The sequence below is a fragment of the Pimelobacter simplex genome, assembly GCF_900114845.1.
In the GTDB taxonomy this organism is placed as follows: domain Bacteria; phylum Actinomycetota; class Actinomycetes; order Propionibacteriales; family Nocardioidaceae; genus Nocardioides; species Nocardioides simplex.
Genome location: NZ_FOUK01000001.1, coordinates 254,444 through 276,263 on the forward strand (window position 1 = coordinate 254,444; position 21,820 = coordinate 276,263).

Below are 21,820 nucleotides of genomic sequence, written 5' to 3' on the forward strand. Positions count from 1 at the left end.
GACCTCCTCCTAGATGCCGTAGCCGCCGTCGACGTCGAGCTTCTGGCCGGTGACGAACCCGGCCCGGTCGCTCGCCAGGAAGGCGACGGCCTCGGCGATGTCGATCGCCGAGCCGAACCGGCGCAGCGGGATGTTGCCGCGCGCCACGGCGAGTGCGCGGTCGTCGAGGTCGCCATTGGCCATCAGCCGCTCGGACATGCCGTCGGTGAGCATGCCCGGGCCGACGCAGTTGACCCGGACGCCGAACCGGCCCTCCTCCGCGGCCAGCCCGCGGGCGAGGGCCTCGACCGCCGCCTTGGGTGTCGAGGAGAGGCCGTCGCGGACCGGGTAGCGGACGGTCGCGGCCGTGGTGACCGCCGTCAGCGAGCCCTGGGTCGCGCGCAGCGACGGCAGCAGGGCGTGCGCCAGGTTGAAGAACGCGATGACGTCCTGGTCGACCTGGGTGGCGAACTGCTCGGGCGTGACCCGGGAGAGGTGCACCATCGGGACGTGCGGACCGGCCGCGTGGACGGCGGTGCGGACCTGCCCGTGCTCCGCCTCGAGCTCGCTGATGGCGGCCGCGACGCCGGCCGCGTCGGCGAGGTCGACCGCGCGGGCGCCGAGGACGCTCGTGCCGAGCTCGGCGACGAGCGCGTCGGGCGCCGTACGACGGTGCAGGAGGAGCAGCTGGGCGCCGTCCTTGGCGAGCCGGCGGCAGATCTCCGCGCCGAGCCCGCCGGTCGCGCCGGTGACGAGGGTGGTTCCGTAGGTCATGCGGGGGCCTCCGTGGGGGTGAGTCGGGCGCCCTGCGCCCAGGCGTCCAGGTGCTGGCGGAGCAGGTCGGGGATGCCCACCGAGGTCTGCTCGGGGGAGACGGCGACGATCCGGATCCGGGCCCGGGCGACGACCTCGCCGTCGCTGGTGCGGACCATCCGGTGCAGCATCTCGAACGAGCGGCGGCCGACCGCGCCGAGCCGCAGCTCGATCCGGATCTCGTCGAAGAGCCCGACAGCCTGGAGGTAGTCGCACGCGGTGTGCGCGGTGACGGTCCAGAAGCCGTAGCGCTCCTTGAGGTGGTCCTGGCGCAGGTCGTTGAGCCAGAACCACTCGCTCTGCATCCGCTCCATCCACGGGAACCACGCCCCGTAGTAGAGGATCCCGGCCGGATCGGTGTCGGCGTAGCTCAGTCGGAAGGTCGTCGAGTGGAGTGGCGGGCCGTCCCCGCCGTCCGCGACGCGTGTGTCACTCGCCATGTCACCTAACCTAGCACTTGCTTGGTTCCTCGCCTAGGATGACGGCGTGCCTGAAGCCGTGATCGTCTCCGTCGCCCGCTCTCCCATCGGCCGTGCCTACAAGGGCTCGCTGAAGGACATGCGCCCCGACCACCTCGCCGCGCAGATGGTGCGCGCCGCCCTCGCCGCCGTCCCGTCGCTCGACCCGGCGGAGCTCGACGACCTGGTCATGGGCTGCGCCCAGCCGGCCGGCGAGCAGGGCTACAACATCGGGCGGATGACCGCCCTCCAGCTTGGGTACGACGGCCTCCCCGGCGCGACCGTGCACCGCTACTGCGCGTCGTCCCTCCAGGCGATCCGGATGGCGATGCACGCCATCCGCGCGGGTGAGGGCGACGCCTTCGTCGCGGCCGGCGTCGAGACCGTCTCGCGCTTCACCCAGGGCAAGGCCGACGGCATGCCCGACACCAAGGACCCGGCGTACGCCGATGCCGCCGCCCGTGGTCTCGCCCGCGCCGAGGCCGGCAAGCCCTGGATCGACCCGCGCGAGGCCGGCGAGCTGCCCGACATCTACATCGCCATGGGCGAGACCGCCGAGAACGTCGCCGACCTGTGCGGCGTCTCGCGCGCGGCGCAGGACGAGTACGCCGTCCGCTCGCAGAACCTCGCCGAGGCCGCCGCCGACCGCGGCTTCTGGGAGAAGGACATCACCCCCGTCACCCTCCCCGACGGCACCGTCGTCTCGGCCGACGACGGCCCGCGCCGCGGCGTCACCCTCGACAAGGTCGCCGCCATGGCCCCCGTCTTCCGCCCCACCGGCACCGTCACCGCCGCCAACTGCTGCCCCCTCAACGACGGCGCCGCGGCCGTCGTCGTGATGAGCGACGTGCGCGCCCGCGAGCTGGGCCTGACCCCCCTCGCCCGGATCGTCTCCTCCGGCGTCTCGGCCCTCAGCCCCGAGATCATGGGCCTCGGCCCCGTCGAGGCCTCCCGCCAGGCTCTCGCCCGCGCCGGCATGACCGTCGCCGACGTCGACCTGGTCGAGATGAACGAGGCCTTCGCGGCCCAGGTGCTCCCGAGCATCGACCGGCTCGGCCTCCCGCTCGACAAGGTCAACGTCAACGGCGGCGCCATCGCCCTCGGCCACCCCTTCGGCTCGACCGGCGCCCGGATGGCGACCACCCTGATCCACGCGCTGCAGGAGCAGGACCTCGAGATCGGCATGGAGACCATGTGCGCCGCGGGCGGCCAGGGCATGTCGCTCGTCCTGGAGCGCCTCAGCTGAGTCTGCCGGCGGCCTTGAGGTTTCGCGTCACGGCTTCCGGGGACGAGGCCGTCGCCTAGCCCTGCGAGCAGCCCTCGGTGACGGCCGGGCCGCACAGCGCCATCGACCAAGCGACATCGAGGGCGTAGCGGCGACCTTCGGAGGTGTACACGATGGTGAAGTCGTCCAGCACGGCGCCGTCTGAGCCGGCGGTCAGCGCGATCACCAGGTCTTCGCGTTCGCCGTCGACATCAGGCCGGCCCTCGCTGCGGCAGGGACGATCGATGAGCTGGCCCTCGTAGTCGACGAACTCACCGCCCCATTCGGGGTGCGTGTCAGGCGTGCCGCGGAGCATTCCGATCGGGCTGTAGTCCTCGCCGGACTTCCTGTCCTTGCGGGCGGGGATGCGACGCACATAGACGTCGACGCCGAGCGGCTCGGCCGAGGACGTCCAAGTGACGTCCTCGAGCCGAGCTGAACGGCCTCCGGTGGTGCACAGGATGTAGAGCCCGAAGCTGCCCGACCACCGCTGGTTGCGGCGCGGTGGCGCCATGCCCCAGGAGCCGCCGCCGTCGTCGGTCCCGACCGACAGGATGCCGCCCTTGCCGTCGCCGTGGTGCGTGAGTCCGTTGTCGCCGTCCTGATGGGAGGTGCAGGCGGCCAGTAGCAGCGCCAGGCTGCCAGCCGCCAACGCCGCGATCAGCCAGGGCGGTCGACTCACCGCTTCCGCTCGACGATCTTGCCGGCCTTTGCCGGGTAGTCGTTGTTGCCGCAGAGCTTCTTCGGGTTGGATCCGGCGATGTCGTAGCTGAGCTTGTGGCTACGCGAGTAGGACTTCTCGCCCGAGAGGTCGATGCCGATCACGTCCTTGAACTTGACCGCGGCACTGTAGGAGTAGTCCTTGCCGTCGGTACGTTCGCGGGCCCAGGTGCCGTTGGTGACGTTGGCGCAGTAGGTGTTCCAGTCCGGCCGGTTGACACCCTCTGAGTTCTCAGTTGCGCCGCCGGTCTCGATGTGGGGCGACCACCGCAGCGGCGGCCCGGAGCAGAGGCCGACCTTCTCGTACTTGTGGTAGTTGACCTCGACCCGGTAGCTGCGGGCCGACGACTTCTTGTTCCATTTGAATGACCAGGAGCCTTCGACGAAGCGGGTGCCGCTTGCCTTGAACGAGGCTCCTTGGCCGCCGTTGAGCGCGACTCCGTACTTGCCGCCCTCGCTGGAATGCACCTCCAGCCAGGACTTCGACGCCCCGACCGGGTAAGACGTGGCGATCGTGGTGGGGACGTTGCGATCACCGCGGTACTTGGTCTCGCAGATGCCGGCCGCTGCGGCGCGCCGAGACCCCGGAGCCGCGGTGCGATAGGCCGTCCGGTACCTCGCGGGAACCCGCACCAGATGACCGGCCTTGACCCGGGCCCGCTCGGAGGCGACGCGCCCCGGGACCTGGCGCACGGCGACCCGACGTGCTCCGGCAACGCGCGCGGGAGTCAACTCGGCTCCTGCGGGAGGGATTCGACGGGATCGATCCACGCCAACGCGCCGGTCGCCTCGTTGCGGACCAGCCGCACCGAGAGGTAGGTCATCCAGGTGTCGCGGGAGGAGCTGAACTGCAGTTCCAGGTCGACGACACCGCCCGCGTCGATGGCACCGCGGGGAACGTCGGACGGGCGCACGCTGACCGAGTAGCGGTCACCGGCGACGGTCAGGGCGGCGGGAACCTCGTACTGCGCAAGGATGTCACCGATCTCGGCGGCGTCATCGACCTGCTGCGCGATCACCGTCACCCTGTCGAAGGAGCCCGCGGCTCCGAAGGTGCCGACCAGAAGCTCGTCTGCCGCTCCTGCCGTGGCGGCGGCCGACGTGCGTGCGCTTGCCGCGCCATCGCCAGGCAGGTTCGACACCAGCCCCGTCGAGACGAGCATGGTCAGTGCGACGCCGGCTCCGAGGCGCAGTCGGGACTTCATGCGCGGCAGTCTGCCTGTTCATGTCAAGAAGATCAACAAGAATTCTCCATCGCAGGGATGGTCCGCAGCAGCTGCCCCGTCGCATCCAGGAGCCCGGGGCCGTCGTTGCCCAGGCCCGTTCAGGGCTGGCGCAGGTCGGTCTTCAGCACCTTGCCGCTGGCGTTGCGCGGCAGCGACTCCGCCAGGACGACGGACCGCGGCACCTTGAAGTTCGCCAGCCGCTCGCGCACCCACGCGATCAGGTCCTCCGACGTCGCCGAGGCCCCGGGCCGCAGGACGACGTGCGCCTGCCCGACCGATCCCATCCGCTCGTCCGGGACGCCGATCACGGCGCTCTCCATGACGGCCGGGTGCTCGGCGAGGGTGTTCTCGACCTCGGCCGGGTAGACGTTGAAGCCGCCGACGATGAACATGTCCTTGATCCGGTCGGTGATCTTGAGGCAGCCGTGCTCGTCGAGGCGCCCGACGTCGCCGGTGTGGAACCAGCCCTCGGGGTCGATGGCGGCGGCGGTGGACTCGGGGTCCTCGAAGTAGCCGAGCATGACGTTGTCGCCGCGCAGCCAGATCTCGCCGTCGCTGCCGATCGGGACGTCGGCACCGTCGGCGCCGACCACGCGGACCTCGATGCCGGGGACGCCGGGGCCGGTGGTCTGGGCGACGTGGCGGGGGTCCTCGTTGCGGCGCGAGACGGTGGCGACGACGCACTCGGTGAGGCCGTAGGCCTGGGCGACCTGCTCGAAGCCGAGGACGTCGAGCATCTGCTCGAAGAGCGTCTCGGGCACCGAGGCGGCGCCGGCGATCGAGAAGCGCAGCGACGACAGGTCGAAGTCGGTACGGCGGGGGTGGTTGATGAGCGTGATGAAGATGGTCGGCGCGCCCGGGAGGACGGTGATCCGCTCGTCCTGGACGAGCTGCATGAGCGCCTCGGGGTCGAACGTCGGCACCGGGTAGATCGTCGTCCCCGCGACCAGGGCGGCGATGGCGCCGGCCTTGTAGCCGAAGCTGTGGAAGAAGGGGTTGACGATCGCGTAGCGGTCGGCCGGGGTGAGCTCGGCGCCCGCGGCCCAGACGTCGGCGACGCCGATGGTCTGGGCGTGGGTGCTCATCACGCCCTTGGGCACGCCCGTGGTGCCCGAGGTGAAGAGGATGTCGCAGACCGTCTCGGGGGTGACCTCGGCGGCGAGCTTCTCGACCTCGTCGAGCGGCGTCCGCTCGCCGAGGGCGAGGAACTCGGCCCACGGCAGCGTGCCGGGACGGCCGGCGGAGTACATGTCGACCATGGTCCGCAGGTGCGGCAGCCCCGGTACGACGGGCCCGGCCTCGTCGCCGCCGGCCTCGGCCAGCAGCGTCGAGTAGTCGTTGCCGAGGAAGCCGTCGCACAGGACGACGGCGACCGCGCGCGAGCGGCTCAGGATGACCTGGGCCTCGTGCCCGCGGTACCGCGTGTTGAGCGGGACGACGGACGCGCCGATGTACTGCGCGCCCAGCAGGGCCACCAGGTACTCCGCGCGGTTGGGCGCCCACACGGCCACCCGGTCGCCGGGCTCGACGCCGAGGGCGCGGTAGGACCGGGCGGTGGCGATCGCGAGGTCGCGCAGGCCGGTGTAGGTGATGGTGCTGCCGCCGTCGACGATGGCAGGGTGGTCGCCGTGGGTCCGGGCCCCGTGGGCCAGGAGGGCGGGAACGGTCCGGGGTGCCATCAGGCGGAACTCCTCATGAGCAAGTGCTTGTTAGGTACTGTAGCCCTGTCCGTACCGGCGCGAGCGCGCGTTCGGCGGGCGGTGGCGACTGGGCGCCGCCGGTGGGAAAGGATCAGGTCATGGTGAGCAGCAACAACGAGGCTACGGCGCGCGGCGGCCGACGGCGGGCGAACGGCACGAGCTCCGCACGGCGTGCGCAGCTCCTGGCGATCGCCGCGGAGATGTTCGCGACGCGCGGCTACTCGCAGACGACGGTGCGCGACATCGCCGACGAGGCCGGCATCCTGTCGGGCAGCCTCTACCACCACTTCGACTCCAAGGAGGCGATGCTCACCGAGATCCTGCAGGAGTTCATGGGCAACCTCCTCCAGCAGATCCGTGAGATCGCCGACGCCGAGGACAGCCCGCGGGCCGCGCTCGACGGGCTGATCATGAACTCGTTCGAGACCATCCACCGGGTGCCGTTCGCCGTCGCGCTCTACCAGAACGAGTCGGCGCTGCTCACGACCACGCCCGAGTTCGCCTTCGTCACGAAGGCCAGCCTCGACGTCGAGAAGGTCTGGCTGGGCGTGCTCAAGGCCGGTGCCAAGGCCGGCGACTTCCGCGCCGACCTCGACCCCGGGACGACGTACCGCTTCATCCGCGACGCCATCTGGTCCACCGTGCGCTGGTACAACCCGCGCGGACGCCTGCAGCACAAGGCGCTGGCCGAGCAGTACCTCGAGATGCTGCACGGCGGCCTGCTCGCCGGCTGAGCCCCCGGGACGCCGGTCCGGCGCGCTCAGCGCCGGACCTCCTTGTCCCGCAGGCCGCGCGGGTCGATGACCGTGCGGATCAGCTCGAGCTCCTCGGCCGTGGGCAGCCGCGTGGTGCCGGCGCTGCTGGTGTCGATGGCGAAGCCGGTCTGCTCGGCGACCTCCTCGGCGGTGACGCCGGGGTGCAGCGAGCGGACCTTGAGCAGGCCGGCCTCGTCGTAGTCGAGGACGGCGAGGTCGGTGACGACGACGCCGAGGTCGTGGAAGCGCAGGGCGCTGCCCTCGTGCGCCCGGGCCCGGTCGTTGCCGACCCCCGAGACGACGTCGACGGACTCGACGAACACCCGCGCGCTGTGGTTGCTCACCCAGTAGTCGGTGCGGTGGTTGACCGTGTTGCCGGGCGCCCCGCGCACGCCGATCAGCTGCCGCCTGGGCTTGCGCCAGTCGCCGATGGAGGAGATGTTCTGGTTGCCGTAGCGGTCGACCTGGCTGGCGCCCATCATGCTGTGCCGGCGGCCGGTGGCGAGGATGTCGAAGATCAGCCGGAACGGCGCCCACGACTCGATCGTGCCGCCCGCGCTGGCGCTGCGCCCCAGCGGCGGCGGCTCGCTCATCAGGAAGCACTCGCCGTCGGTGAGCACGAGGTCGGGCTCGAAGGTCAGCTTGGCGAGCCGGGCGCTGATGCTCGGCACGATGCCGACCGCGTGGGCCAGCACCTCGCCGGAGCCGCGCCAGGCGTCGGCGCAGGCGACGACGCAGACCTCGGCGCGGGTCGCTTCCAGGGTGCTCATCGGGCGTCCTCCTCGAGGTAGGTCTTCTCGAACGCGGCCCACGTCTCGGGGTCGCGGGCAGCCTCGGCGTACCTGCGCTGCAGGTCCTCGTCGCGGCCGTAGTCGGGCTCGCAGCTGGTGAACCCGGCGCCGCCGGGCGCCTCGACCACACCGGAGACGAACATCCGGCTGACCAGCAGCGTCTGCGGCGCGGCGGTCGCGGTGAGCTCCTCGGTCGGGACGACCCTCTCGACGCTCATGATGCAGCGGTCGGCGGCCATCGCGTAGAGGTCGTCGAAGTAGGGGTCCGGCCCGAGGTACTGCCCGTTGCCTGCCGCGTCCGCGCGGTTGAGGTGGATGAGCGCGAGGTCCATCCGGACGCCGGGGACGGCGACGTAGACCTCGTCGTCGTACGGCGAGGCGACGGTCTTGAGATCGGGGTTCATCGTCAGCACGTCGGAGGCGAGCCCCGCGCGCGTCGGCAGGAAGCTCAGCCGGCTCGCGCCGGCGCGCAGCGCGGCGACGAACATGCCCTCGTCGTACTCGGTGGTCTCGATCGCACCGGCCTCGCGCGCGGCCCGGAAGTGCGGGTCGAGCGGGATGCTGTCGAGCGACACGAATCCGTAGACCAGTCGCTTCACCTTGCCCGCCGCGCACAGCAGGCCCACGTCGGGGCCGCCGAGCGTGACGACGGTCAGGTCCGTCACGTCGGTGCGCAGCAGCTCGCGGACCAGGGCCATCGGCTTGCGCCGCGACCCCCACCCGCCGATGCCGATCGTCATTCCTGAGCGGACGTGGCCGGCCAGGTCGGCCAGTGCCATCGTCTTGTCGGTCGTCACGTCGTTCCTCCGTAACCTAGCGCTTGCTTGGTGCGCGCTGGGGACTCTACCTCGCACGTCCTGGCGGTGCCACTGGACGGCAGGACGCTTGTGGCCCGCAGGCATCGGTGCTTGCATCAAACCAAGCAGATGCTTGGTGCATGTCGACGAGGAGGACCGATGGGACACGTGGTGGTGACGGGCGGCGCGAGCGGGATCGGGGCGGCGGTCGTCGAGCTGCTCCGGGAGCGCGACCTGGCCGTGACGGTCTGGGACCTCCAGCCGCCCGCGCGCGACGACGTGCGCCACGCCGCGCTCGACGTGACCGACGCGAGCGCCGTGGCGACCGCGCTCGCCGAGGCGGAGGAGGCGGCCGGACTGGTCCGGCACCTCGTCGCGAGCCACGGCATCCGCGGCGCCTTCGTGCCGGCGCTCGACCTCGAGCCCGACGACGTACGACGGGTGCTCGACGTCCACGTGCTCGGCACGCTGCTCACGGCCACCGCGGTCGCCCGCCGGCTGCGCGATGCCGGCGAGGGTGGCTCGATCGTCAACCTGGCGTCGACGACGGCGTACCGCGGCTGGGTCAACCAGTCCGACTACGGCGTCGCCAAGGCGGCCGTCCGCCAGCTGACCGAGAACCTCGCGGTCGAGTGGGCCGGGCTGGACATCCGGGTCAACGCGGTCGCGCCGGGGCACACGCTCACGCCGATGGTGCAGGACATGATCGACAAGGGCTACGACGTCGCGCCGGTCGAGGCGCGCACGCCGCTCGGCCGGCTCTGCACCCCTGTTGAGATGGCCCGCGAGATCGTGCACCTGCTGCTCGACGCGTCGTACACGACGGGCGTCTGCGTCCCCGTCGACGGCGGCTGGACGGCGGTCGGCAAGTGAGCCTGCCGAAGCGCCGGCTCGGCGACCTCGAGGTCTCCGCGATCGGGTTCGGCTCGATGACGCTGACCCAGACGCCCGACAGCGACATCGAGCGCGGCACGCGTGCGGTGCACGCGGCGCTCGACGCGGGGGTCACGCTGTTCGACACCGCTGACGTCTACGGCCCGACGTCCTTCGACCACCCCGGCGGGTACGGCGTCAACGAGCGCGCGCTCTCCCAGGCGCTCCACTCGTGGGGCGGCTCGCTGGACGGCATCGTGGTCGCGACCAAGGGCGGGCACACCCGCAGCGGGCCGACCTGGTGGATCGACGGGAGCCGGGAGCACCTGCGCGCCGCGGCGCTCGCCTCGCGGGACCGGCTGGGGCTCGACGTCCTGCCGCTCTACCAGCACCACCGGCCCGACCCGCGGCGTCCCTATGCCGAGTCGATGGCCGCGCTGCGCTCGCTGGTCGACGAGGGGATCGTCGCCCGGGTGGGCATCTCGAACGCGAGCCTCGACCAGATCCGGATCGCGATTGACGTGATCGGCCCGGCGCTCGTGTCCGTGCAGAACGAGTACTCGCCACTCGCCCGCGACAGCGAGCCGCAGATCGACCTGTGCGCCGAGCTCGGGCTGACGTTCCTGTCGTGGGGGCCGTTCGGCGGGATGCGCGAGGCCAAGGCCCTCGGCTCGTCGTTCGCGCCGTTCGCCGAGGTCGCGGCGGCACGAGGGGTGAGTGCGCAGCAGGTGGCGCTCGCCTGGCAGCTCGCCCGGTCGCCGTGGATCGTCCCGATCCCGGGCGCCAGCCGGCCGGAGTCCGTGCTCGACTCCGTCCAGGCCGCGACGCTCGCCCTCACGGACGACGAGCTCGCCCGCCTGGATGCCGCGGCTCAGTGAGCGGGCGGCTCCACCAGCTCGACCCGCACTCGGTCCGGGTCGAGCACGTAGACCACGCGGTGCCCGGCCATCGGCTCGCTCGCCACGATCGGGTCCGAGAGAGCGGTCGTGCCGTTGGCACGCAGCCGGGCGAGCGTCGCGTCGAGATCGGTCACCGTGATCGCGACGTGCGCGGCGCCCACGTGGCCGTTGTCGGGGTCGATGACGACGTCCGAGCCGCCGTCGTACTGGAGCAGCTCGACGACGGTCGCCCCCTCCTGGGCACGCACGAACGCCTGGCGCACGACGATGCCCGGGTAGCCGGTGACCGCGTCGATGCGCGGCCCGCTGCGCTCGTAGGGGCCCAGCCGCTCGCCGCCGAGGAGGTCCTCGTAGAAGGCGAGCGAGCGCGCCATGTCGCTGACCGTGATGCCCACGTGGTGGATCGACGTCATGAACCCAACCTAGCAAGCGCTTGGTTTATGTGAAACCCTGAGGAGATGAACACGATGGACACCACCCCGCGGCCGCTCGTCGACCTGACCGACAAGGTGATCGTGGTGACCGGCGCCAGCCGCGGCCTCGGCGCCGCGCACGCCCGGACGCTCGCGAGCGCCGGCGCGACCGTCGTCCTGACGGACCTGGGCGCCGACGGCGTCGCGGAGGTCGCCGCCGAGCTGGGCGAGCAGCACGCGTCCGCCGCGCTCGACGTGACCTCCGTCGAGGGCTGGGCCGCGGTCGCCCGCCTCGCCGTCGAGCGGTACGGCCGGGTCGACGGCCTGGTCAACAACGCTGGTCGCTGCGAGTACGCGCACTTCCTCGACACACCGCCGGAGATGTTCGACGGCATGTTCCAGGTCAACGTGATGGGCGCGATCCACGGCATGCAGGCACTCGTCCCCCACATGCCGCCGGGCAGCGCCATCGTCAACATCGCGTCGGTGGCGGGCCTCGCGGCCTGGCCGGGCTCCAGTGCGTACGGCGCCTCGAAGTTCGCGCTCCGCGGCGTGAGCCGGGCCGCGGCGATCGACCTCGGTGGCGAGCGCGGCATCCGGGTCAACTGCGTGCTGCCCGGTGCGGCCGACACCGCGATGCTCTCCGACGCCTCGCGCGAGGGCGGCGGCGTCGTCGCGTCGCTGCCGGTCCCGCGCGCTGCGCAGCCGCACGAGGTCAGCGCGATGGTCGCCTTCCTGCTCAGCGACGCGGCCAGCTACTGCACCGGCCAGGACTTCGTCGTCGACGGCGGCATGAAGGCCTGAGGACCGTGCCCTTCTACGAGATCGACGGCGTCGTCCCGGTCTGCGACCCGACGTCCTACGTGCACCCGTCGGCCGACGTGATCGGTGACGTGATCATCGGCCCCGGCTGCTACATCGGGCCGTCGGCCAGCCTCCGGGGCGACTTCGGGCGGATCCGGATCGAGGCGGGTTCCAACGTGCAGGACTCCTGCACGGTCCACGTCTACCCCGGTGCGGACGTCGTCCTCGCGGAGGGCAGCCACGTGGGCCACGGCGCGATCCTGCACGGCTGCACGCTGGAGCCGCGGGTGCTGGTCGGGATGAACTCGGTCGTCATGGACGGCGCCGTGATCGGCGCGGACTCGCTGATCGGTGCCGGCAGCGTCGTGCCCGCGGGCTTCGTCGCGCCGGCCCGGTCGCTGGTCATCGGCAGCCCGGCGCGCGTCGTCCGCGAGCTCGACGCCGACCAGCTCGCGTGGAAGGCCAACGCTCCCGGCGTCTACCAGGCGCTCGCGCAGCGCTCGCTCGCCACGATCCGCGAGGTGACGCCGCTCGCCGCCGAGCAGCCGGACCGGGCGCGGGTCAGCACCGACTCCTCGGTGAGCCGCCCGCTGCACGAGCTGCGCGCCGAGCGGGAGCGGGACGGCGGCGCGTGAGCGCCCGGCGCAGCCTGGCCGTCGCGGTCCGCGAGCTCGCCGCGGTCATGGCCGTCACCGACGTCCCCGAGCCCGAGATGGAGCGGGCCGACGCGGCCGTGCGCGCACTCACCGCGATGCTGCGCGAGCGGCGTCTGGACGACGTCCCCCGGACGCCGTACGACGAGGCGGTGGGGGCGCGCGACTACGGCTGGCACCTCGACAACCCGGCGCTGCCGGGGCTGACGATGGTCTTCGAGGACGGGCGCGCGAGCGCCGAGGTCCCCGACGGCCTCGGCGCGGCCTACGCCGGCCCGCCCGGCAAGCTCCACGGAGGCGTCGGGGCGCTGCTGCTCGACGTCGTGCTCTCGAGCCTCGTCCAGCACCACGGCGTACCGGCCGTGACCGCCTCGCTGAACCTCGACTACCGCGCCCCGACCCCGCTCGACGTCCCGCTGCGGATCACCGGCGAGGTGGTCACGCGCAGCGGCCGCAAGGTCGAGACCGTCGGCGCGCTGTGGTGCGACGGGGTGATGACCGTCGAGGCGCGCGGCCTGTTCGTCTCCCTCGCGAAGTGACACGTTCCGGCGGGCCAAGTAGCACGAACCGGCGGGCGAGAGGTGCGCCCTCGGCCGCCGGTTCGTGGCACTTCGCCCGCCGGAACGTGCTACTTCGGCGGGCGGGGGTCAGCGGGGCGGGTGGAGGGCGCGGGCTGTCGCCCGGACCGCGTTGAGCAGCAGTGGGCCGGCAGCGGCGGTCGAGAGGTTGCCGCGGCGCGCGAGGGAGATGGCCGCGACCGGACCGCGGGGTCCGAGGACGGGCGCGGCGAGCGAGCTGATCCCCTCGTAGAGCCGGCGTCCGTCGGCGACCGCGATGCCCCGGTTGCGCCGGATGACGTTGAGGTCGCGGTGCAGGGCCGCGAGGTGCTCGGGGTGCCAGCGCCGCTGGCGGTCGACCGCGTCGTCGACGTCCTCGGGCGTCATCGCGGCGAGGATCGCCAGTCCGCTCACCGAGTCGGTCATCATGATCCGGCCGCCGACGCGGGACGGGACGCTCGTCGAGCGTGGCCCGCCGATCTTGTCGAGGTAGTGGATGACCGGCCCGTCGACCACCGACAGGTGGACGACGGAGTCGGTGGCCAGCTGCAGCTCGTTGAGGGTGACCGCGGCGGCGACCCGGATCCGGTCGTGCTCGGCGGTGACGTCCTGGCGGGTGATCCGCGGCCCCGGTGCGTAGCCGTTCTCGTCCTGGTGGATCCAGCCGAGCTGGTGCAGCTTGCGCAGCATCCGGAAGACCGTCGACTTGGGCAGGCCGGTGAGCTGGGTGACCTCGTCGAGGCCCAGCGGACCGGCCTCCTCGGCGAGGCTGTCCATGATCAGGGTGACGCGCTCGAGGACGCCCTCGCGGGCTGCCGGGCGGGCGATCTCACGCGTGGCGGTTGAGGTCACGGGCGCTCCTTCCTGAGCAAACGCTTGGTAGTTTAACGCGCTCCTCCGCCCCTCACCAGGGCGCGCGCTCGGGCCGGGCGGCGCCACTTCACCCAGTGGCACGGGGGGTGCCGTTCGCGCGCCGCTTCTGCAGGCTGGTGGCGAGTCGAGATCCCCAGGAGGAACCCTTGAGCACAGCGCGCCCCACGGCACACGAACGGTTCGGTCCGGGCAGCACCGCCCTGGTCACCGGCGCCGGTGCCGGCCTCGGCGAGGGCATGGTCCGCCACCTCGCCGCGGGTGGTGCCCACGTCGTGGTGACCGATGTCGACGAGGCCCGCGCCGCGGACGTCGCCGAGGCCTGCTGTACGGCGGGAGGCAGCGCCGAGGCGCACGCGCTCGACGTCCGGGACGCCGGCGCGGTGGCCGGGCTCTTCGCCGACGTCTGGGCGCGGCACGGCGCCGTCGACCTCGTGGTCAGCAACGCCGGCATCGAGGCCGGCGACCGGGTCCAGGACCTCGCGCCCGAGCGCTGGGCCCAGGTGCTGGAGATCAACCTCAACGGCGCGTTCCACTGTGCACATGCGGCGATCCCGTTGATGAGCGAGCAGGGGCGGCCGGGCGCCCTCGGCATCGTGTCGTCGACGGGTGGCGTGTCGACGCTGCCGTACCAGGCGGCCTACATCGCCAGCAAGCACGCGGCGCTCGCGCTCGCCGAGTGCCTCCACGTCGAGCTGCAGGCGACCGGGGCGCCGGTCCAGGTCTCCGCGCTGATGCCGAACTGGGTGCGCTCGCGGATCTTCGACGACGTCCGGGCGGGGCACGAGCCGACCGACCCGGCGGCCCGCGCCTTCTTCGCGCAGATGGCCGAGGACAACAAGGCCCGCGGGCTCGACCCGGCCACGGCCGCGCGGCTGCTGCTCGACGGGCTCGCGGCCGGCGACTTCTGGGTGTTCACCGACCCGGAGCGCACGGCCCAGCTGTTCCGCGACCGTGCGGACAAGCTGCTCGAGCTGCGCACGCCCGCCGTCGCGGCGGCCCCGGCGGCCCCGGCGGCGCTCACGTGAGCGCCCTGGCCCCCGCGGCCGTGCAGGCCGCGCTGGAGATCGCCCGCGAGCGCGGCGAGGACGCGGTGCACGTCGCGGCCTACCTCGACGGTCGGCTCGTCGTCGACGCCTGGGCCGGGCCGGCCGACGGCGACACGCTCTACAACGTCTTCTCGGTGACCAAGATCGTCACCGCGACCGCGCTGCACGTCCAGGTCGCCCGCGGCCTCCTCTCGTACGACGACCCGGTCGCCCGGCACTGGCCCGAGTTCGGCCGGCACGGCAAGGACCGGATCACCGTCCGCGACGTGCTCAGCCACCGGGCCGGCATCCCGTGGATGCCGGAGGGCGTCACACCCGAGCGCCAGGCGGACTGGGCCTGGATGGTCGCCGCGATCGAGGACCTGGTGCCGGAGACGCCGCCGGGCACCGAGAACTGCTACCACGCGCTGGTCTGGGGCTGGGTCGTCGGCGAGTTGGTACGACGGGTCGACCCCGCGCACCGGCCCTTCGAGCGGTGCGTGCGCGAGGAGGTGCTCGACCCGATCGGTGTCGACGACGCCTACCTGGGGCTGCCGCCCGAGCACGACGTACGCCGTGCGGTGCTCAGCGGCGGAGCGTCGCCCGAGGGCGCGGCGGAGGACCACCTGCGCGGCATGCCGGGCGCGGTCTACCCCGGCCCGGCGGTGTTCAACGCCGACCTCGGGCTGCGGACGGTCAACCCGTCCGCCGGGCTGATCGGCAACGCCCGCTCGGTGGCACGCCTGCTGGCGGTGCTCGCCGGCCGCGGCGAGCTGGACGGCGTCCGGCTGCTCCCCGCCGAGCTCGTCGACCTCTTCCCGACGCCCCGCGACGGCGTCACCGAGGTGGACCGCTACCTCGGCGCCCCCGCGCGGGTGGGCGGCTACGGCTACTGGACCGGCGGCCCGGGTGCCCACCCGTGCGTCGGCGACCGGCCCCGGGTGCTCCAGCACCCCGGTGCCGGCGGCTCGATCGCGTGGGCCGAGCTCGACACCGGGCTCGCCGTCGCGATCTGCCACAACCGGATGCACGCGGGGCCGTTCGCGCCCGAGGTGCACCCGTTCGTACCCCTCGCCGAGGCGGTGCGCGAGCACGTGAAGCAGCTTTCGGAGCAGGAGGGTGGCCGGCGATGACCGGGAACGAGAACGACACCGAGGTCGAGAACGCGGTGCGCAACCAGGTCGCGCAGACCTGCTACACCGCGGACGAGGGGACGCTCGACGAGCTGACCGCCCTGATGGCCGAGGACGTCGTGTGGGAGTCGAGTGCGGGCCCGCTGACCGGCCGCGCGGCCGTCGCCGAGGGGTTGCAGGGCCCGCGCGAGCGCGGCCTGACCGGGCCCGGCTCGGGCACCCGGCACCTGCTGACGACGGTCGTCGTCCGGGCCGGCGCCGACCGCTCGGCCGAGAGCCGCTCGACGTGGGCGCTGGTCAAGGTCGGCGACCAGCCGAAGGTCCTCATGGTCGGCGAGTACGTCGACAGGTGGACCTGGTCCGCCGGCGGCCCGCTGCTGCAGCAGCGCCGGATCGTCCGGGCGTCGTGATGAGCCGCTCGATGCACCTCGCCGTCTTCGCCCAGGCGATGGGCGTCTCGCAGGGCGTGTGGCGCTCGCCGCGCACGGTGCCCGGCGCCGAGCAGAGCCTCGCGCACTGGACCCACCTGGCGCAGACCGCCGAGGCCGGCTGCTTCGACGCCTTCTTCGTCGCGGACGCGCTCACCCTCTCGTCCGGCATCGCGTCCGACGCGACGCTCCGGCCGGACCCGGTCGCGCTGCTGTCGGCGCTCGCGGCGACGACCAGCCGGATCGGGCTGATCGGGACGAGCTCCACGACGTACAACGACCCGTTCACGGTGGCCCGCCAGTTCGCGACGCTCGACCACCTCAGCGGCGGCCGGGCGGGCTGGAACGTCGTGACCACCGCGATCGCCGCGGCCGCGGAGAACTACGGCACCGACACGCTGCCCGACCACGCGGACCGCTACGAGCGCGGCGAGGAATTCGTCGACGTCGTCCTCGGGCTCTGGGACTGCTGGGAGCCGGACGCGGTCGTCGCCGACCGGACGACGGGCGTCTACGCCGACCCGGACCGGATCCGGCCCCTCGACCACCGCGGCAAGCACTTCCAGGTGCGCGGTCCGCTGACGATCCCGCGCTCGCCGCAGGGCCGGCTGCCGCTCGCCCAGGCCGGCTCGTCCGGGCCCGGGATGCAGCTCGGCGCCCGGGTCGCCGACCTCGTCTTCACCACCCAGGTCGACCCGGACGCCTCGCTCGCGTTCGCCGACGAGATGCGGGCGCTGGCCGTCGCCGCGGGCCGCCGGGCCGAGGACGTCAAGGTGCTGCCCGGCGTCACGCCGATCCTCGGCCGGACCCGCGCCGAGGCGCGCGAGCTCGCGGCCGAGCTCGGCTCCTACGTCAGCGAGCAGTCGACGCTGCAGTTCATGACCGCCTCCTTCGGCGGGCTCGATCTGTCCGGGATCGACCTCGACGCGCCGTTCCCGGACCTGCGCGACCAGCTCCCCGCCCACGCGGGCGTCTCGCGACCGGCGCTGTTCATCCGGACCGCGCTCGAGGAGGGGCTGACCCTGCGCCAGCTGCTGCAGCGGATCGGCCTGAGCATCGGCCACCGCAGCCTGGTCGGTACGCCGGACGACGTCGCCGACGACCTGCAGCGCTGGTTCGAGGCGGGCGCCGCCGACGGCTTCATCGTGATCCCGGCGGACATGCCCGGCGGCCTGACCGACTTCGTCGAGGAGGTCGTCCCGCGGCTGCAGCGGCGCGGCCTGTTCCGCGAGCGCTACGCCGGCGCGACCCTGCGCGAGCACCTGACCGACTGAGGAGCCTCCATGTCCGACACCGAGCTCGCCGGCGACGGCCGCCGCTTCCGCGAGGTCCTCGCGCACTTCCCGACCGGGGTCGTCGTGGTGACGGCGCTCGGCGCGGATGACATACCGCTGGGGATGGTGGTGGGCTCGTTCACCTCCGTCTCGCTGGACCCGCCGCTCGTCGCCTACCTGCCGGCGAAGTCGTCGAGCAGCTATGCCGCGCTGCGCGAGCGGCCGCGGTTCTGCGTCAACGTGCTGGCGAGCGACCAGGAGCAGCTGTGCCGGCAGTTCGCGTCGCGCGGCGCCGACAAGTTCGCCGGCGTTTCCTGGGACCTCTCGCCGGGCGGCTCCCCGGTGCTCGACGGTGCGGTCGCCTGGCTGGACTGCTCGGTCGAGAGCGTCCTCGACGGCGGCGACCACGACATCGTGCTCGGCCGGGTCGAGCACCTCGACGTGCCCGGCGCCGGCGCGGGCGACCCGCTGCTCTTCTTCCAGGGCGGGTACGGCGGCTTCCGGCCGCGCTCGCTCGTCGCCCCCTGGTCGGCGGACCTGCGGCTGCCTCTGCAGGTCGCCGACGTCGCCCGCGGCCCGATGGACGAGCTGGCCCGCGAGGTCGGCTTCCCCTGCTACGCCCAGGCCCTCGTGGACGACGAGGTCGTCGTCGTGGCGGGTGCCGGCGGCGACCACGGGATGCGGACCCACATCGGCCGCCGGATGCCGCTGGTCCCGCCCTACGGATCGCTCTTCCTCGACCTCGCCGACACCGACGTCGCCGCCACCCAGTGGGCGCACCACCTCCGCTCGGCGGTCGCGCCCGAGGTCCGCGCCGGGCACCGCGAGATGCTCGACCGGGTGCGCGAGCGCGGCTGGTCGCTCGGCCTCCGCGCGCCCCAGCACGACGACGTCTGGGAGGAGGTCGCCCGCTTCTCCGAGACCCGGGCGACGCCGGACGCCGAGCGCCGGATCGGTGCGCTGCTCGACGGGCTGACGCCCTACTACGAGCCCGCCGACCTCGACCCCGCGGCGTCGTACGACGTCCGGATGCTCGCCGCGCCCGTCCGCCGCGACGGCCGGACCGTGCTGGTGCTCGTGCTCTACGGCATGCCTGCCGGCGTCTCGGGCGCCCAGGTCGACGCGTGGCGCGAGCGGCTCGTCGCCACGGCCGACGCGGTCAGCGCCCGGCTGGCGGAGCTGGGTTGAACACCAGGTGCTCCGGCAGGAGCGCCGCCGGGTCGATGTCGGCCGGCTGCCAGCCGGGCACCAGCGACCGGCCGTCGAGCGTGCGGACCGGGCGGTCGAGCTCGCGGAGCAGGCTCAGGCTGTAGGCGACGCGGCCGGTGAGCACCGCCGGGTCACCGTCGCACAGCGCGAGCACCGCCTCGGCCATGGTCTCCTCGGGCTCCGACGGCCAGCCGGGGACGGTGCGTGCGGCGTTCTCGGTCGCGACCCCGCGGTCGGGGGAGAGGGCGTTGACGGCGATCCGGTCGGGCGCCAGCTCCATCGCCATGCCGGTGCTGAGCCGGTCGAGCGCGGCCTTGACCGAGCCGTAGAGCACCGAGCCGCCCAGCGGGTGCGCGGCGTACGGCGGCCCGACCCGCGGCCCGGCCAGCCGCGACGAGATGGTCACGATCGAGCCGGAGCCCGCCGCCCGCATGCTCGGGACGATGGCGCGGACGAGGTCCCAGGCGTTCCAGACGTTCGTCTCGATCGAGGTCTGGAACACCTCGCGCGAGATGTCCAGGAACGATGCGGCCGGCTGCGGCGCCACCGCGGCGTTGTTGACCAGGATGCCGACCCGCCTCCCGAACGCCGCCTCTACCTCCGCGACCAGCGCCGCCCGGTCGAGATCCGGGTCGCCGAGGTCGGCCGCGAACGCCCGCGCCAGCCCGCCGTCCTCGCCGACCAGGCGGACCGTCTCCTCCAGCGAGCCGCTCATGTCGAGCGGGCCGTCGCCGGGCCGCAGCGTGCGTGCGACGGCCGCGACCGCGATCCCGTCGGCCGCGAGCCGGCGGGTGATCGCCCGGCCGATCCCGCGGCTGGCGCCGGTGACGATGGCCAGCCGCCCGGTCATGCGTCCGCCCCCAGGTCCACGACGACCTTGCCCTCGTTGCGGCCCTGGAGCAGCCGGGCGAGCGCGTCGGGGGCGCTGGCGAGGTCCGGCCGGACGTCGTACCGGTAGCGGAGGTCGCCCGCCGCCAGCAGCGCGCCGACCTCCGAGCGGAAGGCGGGGAACTCGTCGTAGTGGTCGTAGATGACGTAGCCCTCGACCCGCAGCCGCTTGCGCAGAACCGGCCGCAGCGGCGGGCCGGTCTCGGCCTCGCGGGCGTTGTACTCGCCGGCCATGCCGCACACGACGTAGCGCCCGAAGTCCCGCAGCCGGTCGAAGCACGCGCGGGCCGTGTCGGCGCCGACGTTGTCGAAGTAGATGTCGATCCCGTCCGGGCAGAGCCGGTCGAGCGCGTCCGCGACCGGTTCCACGTGCCGGTCGACGCACGCGTCGAAGCCGAGCACCTCGGTGACGTAGCGGGCCTTTTCGCCGCTCGCGATCCCGACCACCCGGGCGCCGGCGGCGCGGGCGAGCTGGCCGGCGACCATGCCGATCGCGCCGCCCGCGGCCGAGACGACGAACGTCTCGCCGGACTTCACCGCGGCGACGTGTCGTACGCCCCACCAGGCGACGAAGCCGGGCTGGCCGAGGACGCCGAGCTCGTGGAGCAGCTCCCCGCCCTCCGGTACGGCGACCAACGAGTCGCCCGGCACGACGTGGTGCGTCTGCCAGCGGCTCCCGCCCTGGACGAGGTCGCCGGCCCGCCAGGCCGGGTGCCGCGAGGCGAGTACCTCTCCGACGAAGCCGCCGGTGTAGCCGCTCGTCGGCGGGGGAGGGCCGGCAATGACGACGTCGCCCACGGCCGCCGTACCGCCGAGGGGGTGCGGGCCGCCCGCGGGCGCCGGCAGGTAGCGGCGCATCGCCGGGTCGACCGACATGTAGCGGGCGCGAAAGAGCACCTCGCCGTCGCCGGGCTCGGGGATCGGCTCCGTGACGAGCTCGAAGTCGTCGGGCGCGGGCAGCCCGTCCGGCGCGCGCCGGATCCGGACCACCTGTTGCCGCTCACTGCCCGGCTCCCCAGACGAGCGGCAGCGCCGTCAGCGACACGGTCATCCCGGACACGTGGGTCAGCCGCGCCTCGGGCGCGATCGCGAGGCCGGGCAGCTGGGCGAGCACCTCGGTGAGCAGCGACTTGAGGACGACGCGCGCCAGGTAGGCGCCCGGGCAGATGTGCGGCCCGGCGCCGAAGGGCATGTGCTCCTTGGCGTTGGGCCGGTCGAGGTCGACCGTCATCGGGTCGGGGAACGAGCGCGCGTCGAGCCCGGCCAGCGCGGTGCTGCACAGCACCAGGTCGCCGGCCCGCATGGCGACCCCCTCGTAGACCATGTCGTCGCGGACGACGCGCGCGATGTTGGCGATCCCGTAGCGGCGCAGCAGCTCCTCGACCGCGTTCGGGACGAGCCCCGGGTCGTCGAGGAGCCGCTGCCGCACGGCGGGGTTCTCGGCGACGTACCGCATGCAGTGGGTCATCTGCGAGGTCACCGTGTCGACGCCGGCGCCGAGCAGCATCATCGCCATCGAGTGCATCTCGTCACGGGTGAGCGGCCGGTCCTGGACCCGCGCGGCGCGCAGCGCGGGCAGCACGATGCCGGGGTCGTCCTCGCGGGCGAGCGCGTCGTCCAGCCAGGCGCCGAGGAAGGCGAACGCCTCCTGGTAGCCCGCGAGCGCCTCGTCGACCGAGCCGCCGTGGAACATCTGGCGGACCCACAGCGCGAGCGTGTCGCGCACGTCCTCGGGCAGCCCGAGCATCCGCAGCAGCAGGCTGACCGGCAGCGGCCGCGCGAAGTCGGCGACGAACTCACAGCGTCCTTGTGGCGCGAGGTCGGCCATGAGGGTGGCGCCGACCGCGTGGACGTCGTCCACGAGGGTGCCGAGCGCCTTGGGGCTGAACACGTGCCGGGACAGGATCCGCCGGTAGCGGCCGTGCTCGGGCGGGTCCATGCTCGCCGGGATCGACTGCGGCCGCGGTGGTGCGGGGATCGCGACCTTGCCGTTGGAGAACCGCTCGTGGTCGCGGAAGACCTCGTCGACGAGCGCCGTCCGGGCGATGACCCAGTGGCCGCCGTGGCGCGGGGACCAGAACACGCCCGGTCCCTCGGTCTGCCGAGCCAGGAAGGCCCACGGGTCGCCGGCGATCTCGTCGGCGTAGCGGTAGTCGAAGTCGACGACGAGGTCGTCGGGAACATGGGACGAGACGTGCATCGGCGCTTCCGTTCTGCTGACGTGGCGGCCAGGACGTGCTCACCCAACGACCCGCCGCCGAAGCGACGCACCGCCGATTTCAGCCAGT

Annotated in this window: 25 protein-coding genes; 12 read left to right on the forward strand and 13 right to left on the reverse strand. The window is 73.2% G+C overall.

Annotation, left to right across the window (positions count from 1 at the left end; translation table 11 throughout):
* Positions 1 to 9 precede the first annotated feature (9 nt).
* Both BM223_RS01180 and BM223_RS01185 read right to left on the reverse strand, forming a co-directional pair.
* Complete coding sequence (locus BM223_RS01180; protein ID WP_038682249.1) at positions 10 to 753, reverse strand: SDR family NAD(P)-dependent oxidoreductase; 744 nt, start codon at positions 751 to 753, stop codon at positions 10 to 12.
* Positions 750 to 1,232, reverse strand: coding sequence for an acyl-CoA thioesterase (locus BM223_RS01185; RefSeq protein WP_052139097.1), 483 nt, complete (start codon positions 1,230 to 1,232; stop codon positions 750 to 752). Before BM223_RS01185 ends, BM223_RS01180 begins: the two co-directional genes overlap by 4 nt.
* A 46-nt stretch (positions 1,233 to 1,278) precedes the next feature.
* Here BM223_RS01185 and BM223_RS01190 point away from each other — a divergent pair, with 46 nt between their 5' ends.
* On the forward strand, positions 1,279 to 2,496 hold the full coding sequence (locus tag BM223_RS01190) for an acetyl-CoA C-acetyltransferase (RefSeq protein WP_038682247.1): 1,218 nt from the start codon (positions 1,279 to 1,281) through the stop codon (positions 2,494 to 2,496).
* A gap of 55 nt (positions 2,497 to 2,551) precedes the next feature.
* Here BM223_RS01190 and BM223_RS01195 read toward each other — a convergent pair whose 3' ends face one another.
* The 4 genes from BM223_RS01195 to BM223_RS01210 all read right to left on the reverse strand — a co-directional run bounded on the left by BM223_RS01195 (position 2,552) and on the right by BM223_RS01210 (position 6,139).
* On the reverse strand, positions 2,552 to 3,196 hold the full coding sequence (locus BM223_RS01195) for a hypothetical protein (RefSeq protein WP_038682245.1): 645 nt from the start codon (positions 3,194 to 3,196) through the stop codon (positions 2,552 to 2,554).
* On the reverse strand, positions 3,193 to 3,927 hold the full coding sequence (locus BM223_RS01200; protein ID WP_038682243.1) for a hypothetical protein: 735 nt from the start codon (positions 3,925 to 3,927) through the stop codon (positions 3,193 to 3,195). Before BM223_RS01200 ends, BM223_RS01195 begins: the two co-directional genes overlap by 4 nt.
* Positions 3,928 to 3,962: 35 nt before the next feature.
* Complete coding sequence (locus BM223_RS01205; protein WP_038682241.1) at positions 3,963 to 4,439, reverse strand: hypothetical protein; 477 nt, start codon at positions 4,437 to 4,439, stop codon at positions 3,963 to 3,965.
* A gap of 119 nt (positions 4,440 to 4,558) precedes the next feature.
* Positions 4,559 to 6,139 carry a FadD3 family acyl-CoA ligase gene (locus BM223_RS01210; RefSeq protein WP_038682239.1) on the reverse strand — a complete coding sequence of 527 codons (1,581 nt, stop codon included), beginning with the start codon at positions 6,137 to 6,139 and terminating at the stop codon, positions 4,559 to 4,561.
* A gap of 119 nt (positions 6,140 to 6,258) precedes the next feature.
* On the opposite strand from BM223_RS01210, the gene BM223_RS01215 reads away from it, so the two are divergent.
* A complete protein-coding gene (locus tag BM223_RS01215) occupies positions 6,259 to 6,894 on the forward strand; it encodes a TetR/AcrR family transcriptional regulator (protein WP_038682237.1) in 636 nt (211 codons plus the stop codon).
* Positions 6,895 to 6,920: 26 nt separating this feature from the next.
* Here the strand turns inward: BM223_RS01215 and BM223_RS01220 are convergent, their stop codons facing one another.
* On the reverse strand, positions 6,921 to 7,685 hold the full coding sequence (locus BM223_RS01220) for a CoA-transferase subunit beta (RefSeq protein WP_038682235.1): 765 nt from the start codon (positions 7,683 to 7,685) through the stop codon (positions 6,921 to 6,923).
* Positions 7,682 to 8,503 carry a CoA transferase subunit A gene (locus BM223_RS01225; RefSeq protein ID WP_235319068.1) on the reverse strand — a complete coding sequence of 274 codons (822 nt, stop codon included), beginning with the start codon at positions 8,501 to 8,503 and terminating at the stop codon, positions 7,682 to 7,684. Before BM223_RS01225 ends, BM223_RS01220 begins: the two co-directional genes overlap by 4 nt.
* 159 nt (positions 8,504 to 8,662) lie before the next feature.
* Between BM223_RS01225 and BM223_RS01230 the strand changes: the two genes are divergently transcribed.
* Both BM223_RS01230 and BM223_RS01235 read left to right on the forward strand, forming a co-directional pair.
* Positions 8,663 to 9,376, forward strand: coding sequence for an SDR family NAD(P)-dependent oxidoreductase (locus BM223_RS01230; RefSeq protein WP_038682233.1), 714 nt, complete (start codon positions 8,663 to 8,665; stop codon positions 9,374 to 9,376).
* Positions 9,373 to 10,254 carry an aldo/keto reductase gene (locus BM223_RS01235; protein ID WP_235319067.1) on the forward strand — a complete coding sequence of 294 codons (882 nt, stop codon included), beginning with the start codon at positions 9,373 to 9,375 and terminating at the stop codon, positions 10,252 to 10,254. Before BM223_RS01230 ends, BM223_RS01235 begins: the two co-directional genes overlap by 4 nt.
* Here BM223_RS01235 and BM223_RS01240 read toward each other — a convergent pair.
* Positions 10,248 to 10,688: a VOC family protein gene (locus BM223_RS01240; RefSeq protein WP_038682231.1), complete on the reverse strand. Its 441-nt coding sequence runs from the start codon at positions 10,686 to 10,688 to the stop codon at positions 10,248 to 10,250. The two genes, BM223_RS01235 and BM223_RS01240, sit on opposite strands and share 7 nt — an antisense overlap.
* 45 nt (positions 10,689 to 10,733) lie before the next feature.
* On the opposite strand from BM223_RS01240, the gene BM223_RS01245 reads away from it, so the two are divergent.
* The 3 genes from BM223_RS01245 to BM223_RS01255 are packed head-to-tail and all read left to right on the forward strand — an operon-like array spanning position 10,734 to position 12,684.
* Positions 10,734 to 11,492 (forward strand): SDR family NAD(P)-dependent oxidoreductase, encoded by a 759-nt coding sequence (locus BM223_RS01245; protein WP_218030688.1) that lies wholly within the window; start codon positions 10,734 to 10,736, stop codon positions 11,490 to 11,492.
* A gap of 5 nt (positions 11,493 to 11,497) precedes the next feature.
* Entirely contained in the window at positions 11,498 to 12,127 is a 630-nt protein-coding gene (locus BM223_RS01250) for a gamma carbonic anhydrase family protein (protein WP_038682227.1), read from the forward strand.
* Positions 12,124 to 12,684 carry a PaaI family thioesterase gene (locus tag BM223_RS01255; protein ID WP_052139096.1) on the forward strand — a complete coding sequence of 187 codons (561 nt, stop codon included), beginning with the start codon at positions 12,124 to 12,126 and terminating at the stop codon, positions 12,682 to 12,684. The genes BM223_RS01250 and BM223_RS01255 overlap by 4 nt, the downstream gene beginning before the upstream one ends.
* Positions 12,685 to 12,792: 108 nt before the next feature.
* Here BM223_RS01255 and BM223_RS01260 read toward each other — a convergent pair whose 3' ends face one another.
* On the reverse strand, positions 12,793 to 13,554 hold the full coding sequence (locus tag BM223_RS01260; RefSeq protein ID WP_082003830.1) for an IclR family transcriptional regulator: 762 nt from the start codon (positions 13,552 to 13,554) through the stop codon (positions 12,793 to 12,795).
* Positions 13,555 to 13,721: 167 nt separating this feature from the next.
* On the opposite strand from BM223_RS01260, the gene BM223_RS01265 reads away from it, so the two are divergent.
* Genes BM223_RS01265 through BM223_RS01285 form a run of 5 tightly spaced genes read left to right on the forward strand, consistent with a single transcriptional unit; the run spans position 13,722 to position 18,623 of the window.
* Entirely contained in the window at positions 13,722 to 14,600 is an 879-nt protein-coding gene (locus tag BM223_RS01265) for an SDR family NAD(P)-dependent oxidoreductase (RefSeq protein WP_052139095.1), read from the forward strand.
* Positions 14,597 to 15,733 carry a serine hydrolase domain-containing protein gene (locus BM223_RS01270; RefSeq protein WP_052139094.1) on the forward strand — a complete coding sequence of 379 codons (1,137 nt, stop codon included), beginning with the start codon at positions 14,597 to 14,599 and terminating at the stop codon, positions 15,731 to 15,733. Before BM223_RS01265 ends, BM223_RS01270 begins: the two co-directional genes overlap by 4 nt.
* Positions 15,730 to 16,143, forward strand: coding sequence for a nuclear transport factor 2 family protein (locus BM223_RS01275; RefSeq protein WP_052139093.1), 414 nt, complete (start codon positions 15,730 to 15,732; stop codon positions 16,141 to 16,143). The genes BM223_RS01270 and BM223_RS01275 overlap by 4 nt, the downstream gene beginning before the upstream one ends.
* A gap of 11 nt (positions 16,144 to 16,154) precedes the next feature.
* On the forward strand, positions 16,155 to 17,435 hold the full coding sequence (locus BM223_RS01280; RefSeq protein WP_200887028.1) for an LLM class flavin-dependent oxidoreductase: 1,281 nt from the start codon (positions 16,155 to 16,157) through the stop codon (positions 17,433 to 17,435).
* 9 nt (positions 17,436 to 17,444) lie between these two features.
* Positions 17,445 to 18,623, forward strand: coding sequence for a flavin reductase (locus tag BM223_RS01285; protein ID WP_038682223.1), 1,179 nt, complete (start codon positions 17,445 to 17,447; stop codon positions 18,621 to 18,623).
* Here BM223_RS01285 and BM223_RS01290 read toward each other — a convergent pair.
* The 3 genes from BM223_RS01290 to BM223_RS01300 are packed head-to-tail and all read right to left on the reverse strand — an operon-like array spanning position 18,595 to position 21,732.
* Positions 18,595 to 19,494 (reverse strand): SDR family NAD(P)-dependent oxidoreductase, encoded by a 900-nt coding sequence (locus tag BM223_RS01290; protein ID WP_038682221.1) that lies wholly within the window; start codon positions 19,492 to 19,494, stop codon positions 18,595 to 18,597. The genes BM223_RS01285 and BM223_RS01290 overlap by 29 nt on opposite strands.
* Positions 19,491 to 20,522, reverse strand: a complete 1,032-nt coding sequence (locus BM223_RS01295; protein WP_038682220.1) for an NADP-dependent oxidoreductase — start codon at positions 20,520 to 20,522, stop codon at positions 19,491 to 19,493. Before BM223_RS01295 ends, BM223_RS01290 begins: the two co-directional genes overlap by 4 nt.
* A gap of 10 nt (positions 20,523 to 20,532) precedes the next feature.
* Positions 20,533 to 21,732: a cytochrome P450 gene (locus BM223_RS01300; protein ID WP_038682218.1), complete on the reverse strand. Its 1,200-nt coding sequence runs from the start codon at positions 21,730 to 21,732 to the stop codon at positions 20,533 to 20,535.
* Positions 21,733 to 21,820: the final 88 nt, after the last annotated feature.

Coding starts and splice junctions, on each gene's coding strand:
- BM223_RS01290 (WP_038682221.1), bottom strand. CDS start 19,494: ATGACCGGGCGGCTGGCCATCGTCACCGGCGCCAGCCGCGGGATCGGC.
- BM223_RS01285 (WP_038682223.1), top strand. CDS start 17,445: ATGTCCGACACCGAGCTCGCCGGCGACGGCCGCCGCTTCCGCGAGGTC.
- BM223_RS01180 (WP_038682249.1), bottom strand. CDS start 753: ATGACCTACGGAACCACCCTCGTCACCGGCGCGACCGGCGGGCTCGGC.
- BM223_RS01280 (WP_200887028.1), top strand. CDS start 16,155: ATGCACCTCGCCGTCTTCGCCCAGGCGATGGGCGTCTCGCAGGGCGTG.
- BM223_RS01230 (WP_038682233.1), top strand. CDS start 8,663: ATGGGACACGTGGTGGTGACGGGCGGCGCGAGCGGGATCGGGGCGGCG.
- BM223_RS01240 (WP_038682231.1), bottom strand. CDS start 10,688: ATGACGTCGATCCACCACGTGGGCATCACGGTCAGCGACATGGCGCGC.
- BM223_RS01245 (WP_218030688.1), top strand. CDS start 10,734: ATGAACACGATGGACACCACCCCGCGGCCGCTCGTCGACCTGACCGAC.
- BM223_RS01185 (WP_052139097.1), bottom strand. CDS start 1,232: ATGGCGAGTGACACACGCGTCGCGGACGGCGGGGACGGCCCGCCACTC.
- BM223_RS01300 (WP_038682218.1), bottom strand. CDS start 21,732: ATGCACGTCTCGTCCCATGTTCCCGACGACCTCGTCGTCGACTTCGAC.
- BM223_RS01275 (WP_052139093.1), top strand. CDS start 15,730: ATGACCGGGAACGAGAACGACACCGAGGTCGAGAACGCGGTGCGCAAC.
- BM223_RS01215 (WP_038682237.1), top strand. CDS start 6,259: ATGGTGAGCAGCAACAACGAGGCTACGGCGCGCGGCGGCCGACGGCGG.
- BM223_RS01220 (WP_038682235.1), bottom strand. CDS start 7,685: ATGAGCACCCTGGAAGCGACCCGCGCCGAGGTCTGCGTCGTCGCCTGC.
- BM223_RS01205 (WP_038682241.1), bottom strand. CDS start 4,439: ATGAAGTCCCGACTGCGCCTCGGAGCCGGCGTCGCACTGACCATGCTC.
- BM223_RS01210 (WP_038682239.1), bottom strand. CDS start 6,139: ATGGCACCCCGGACCGTTCCCGCCCTCCTGGCCCACGGGGCCCGGACC.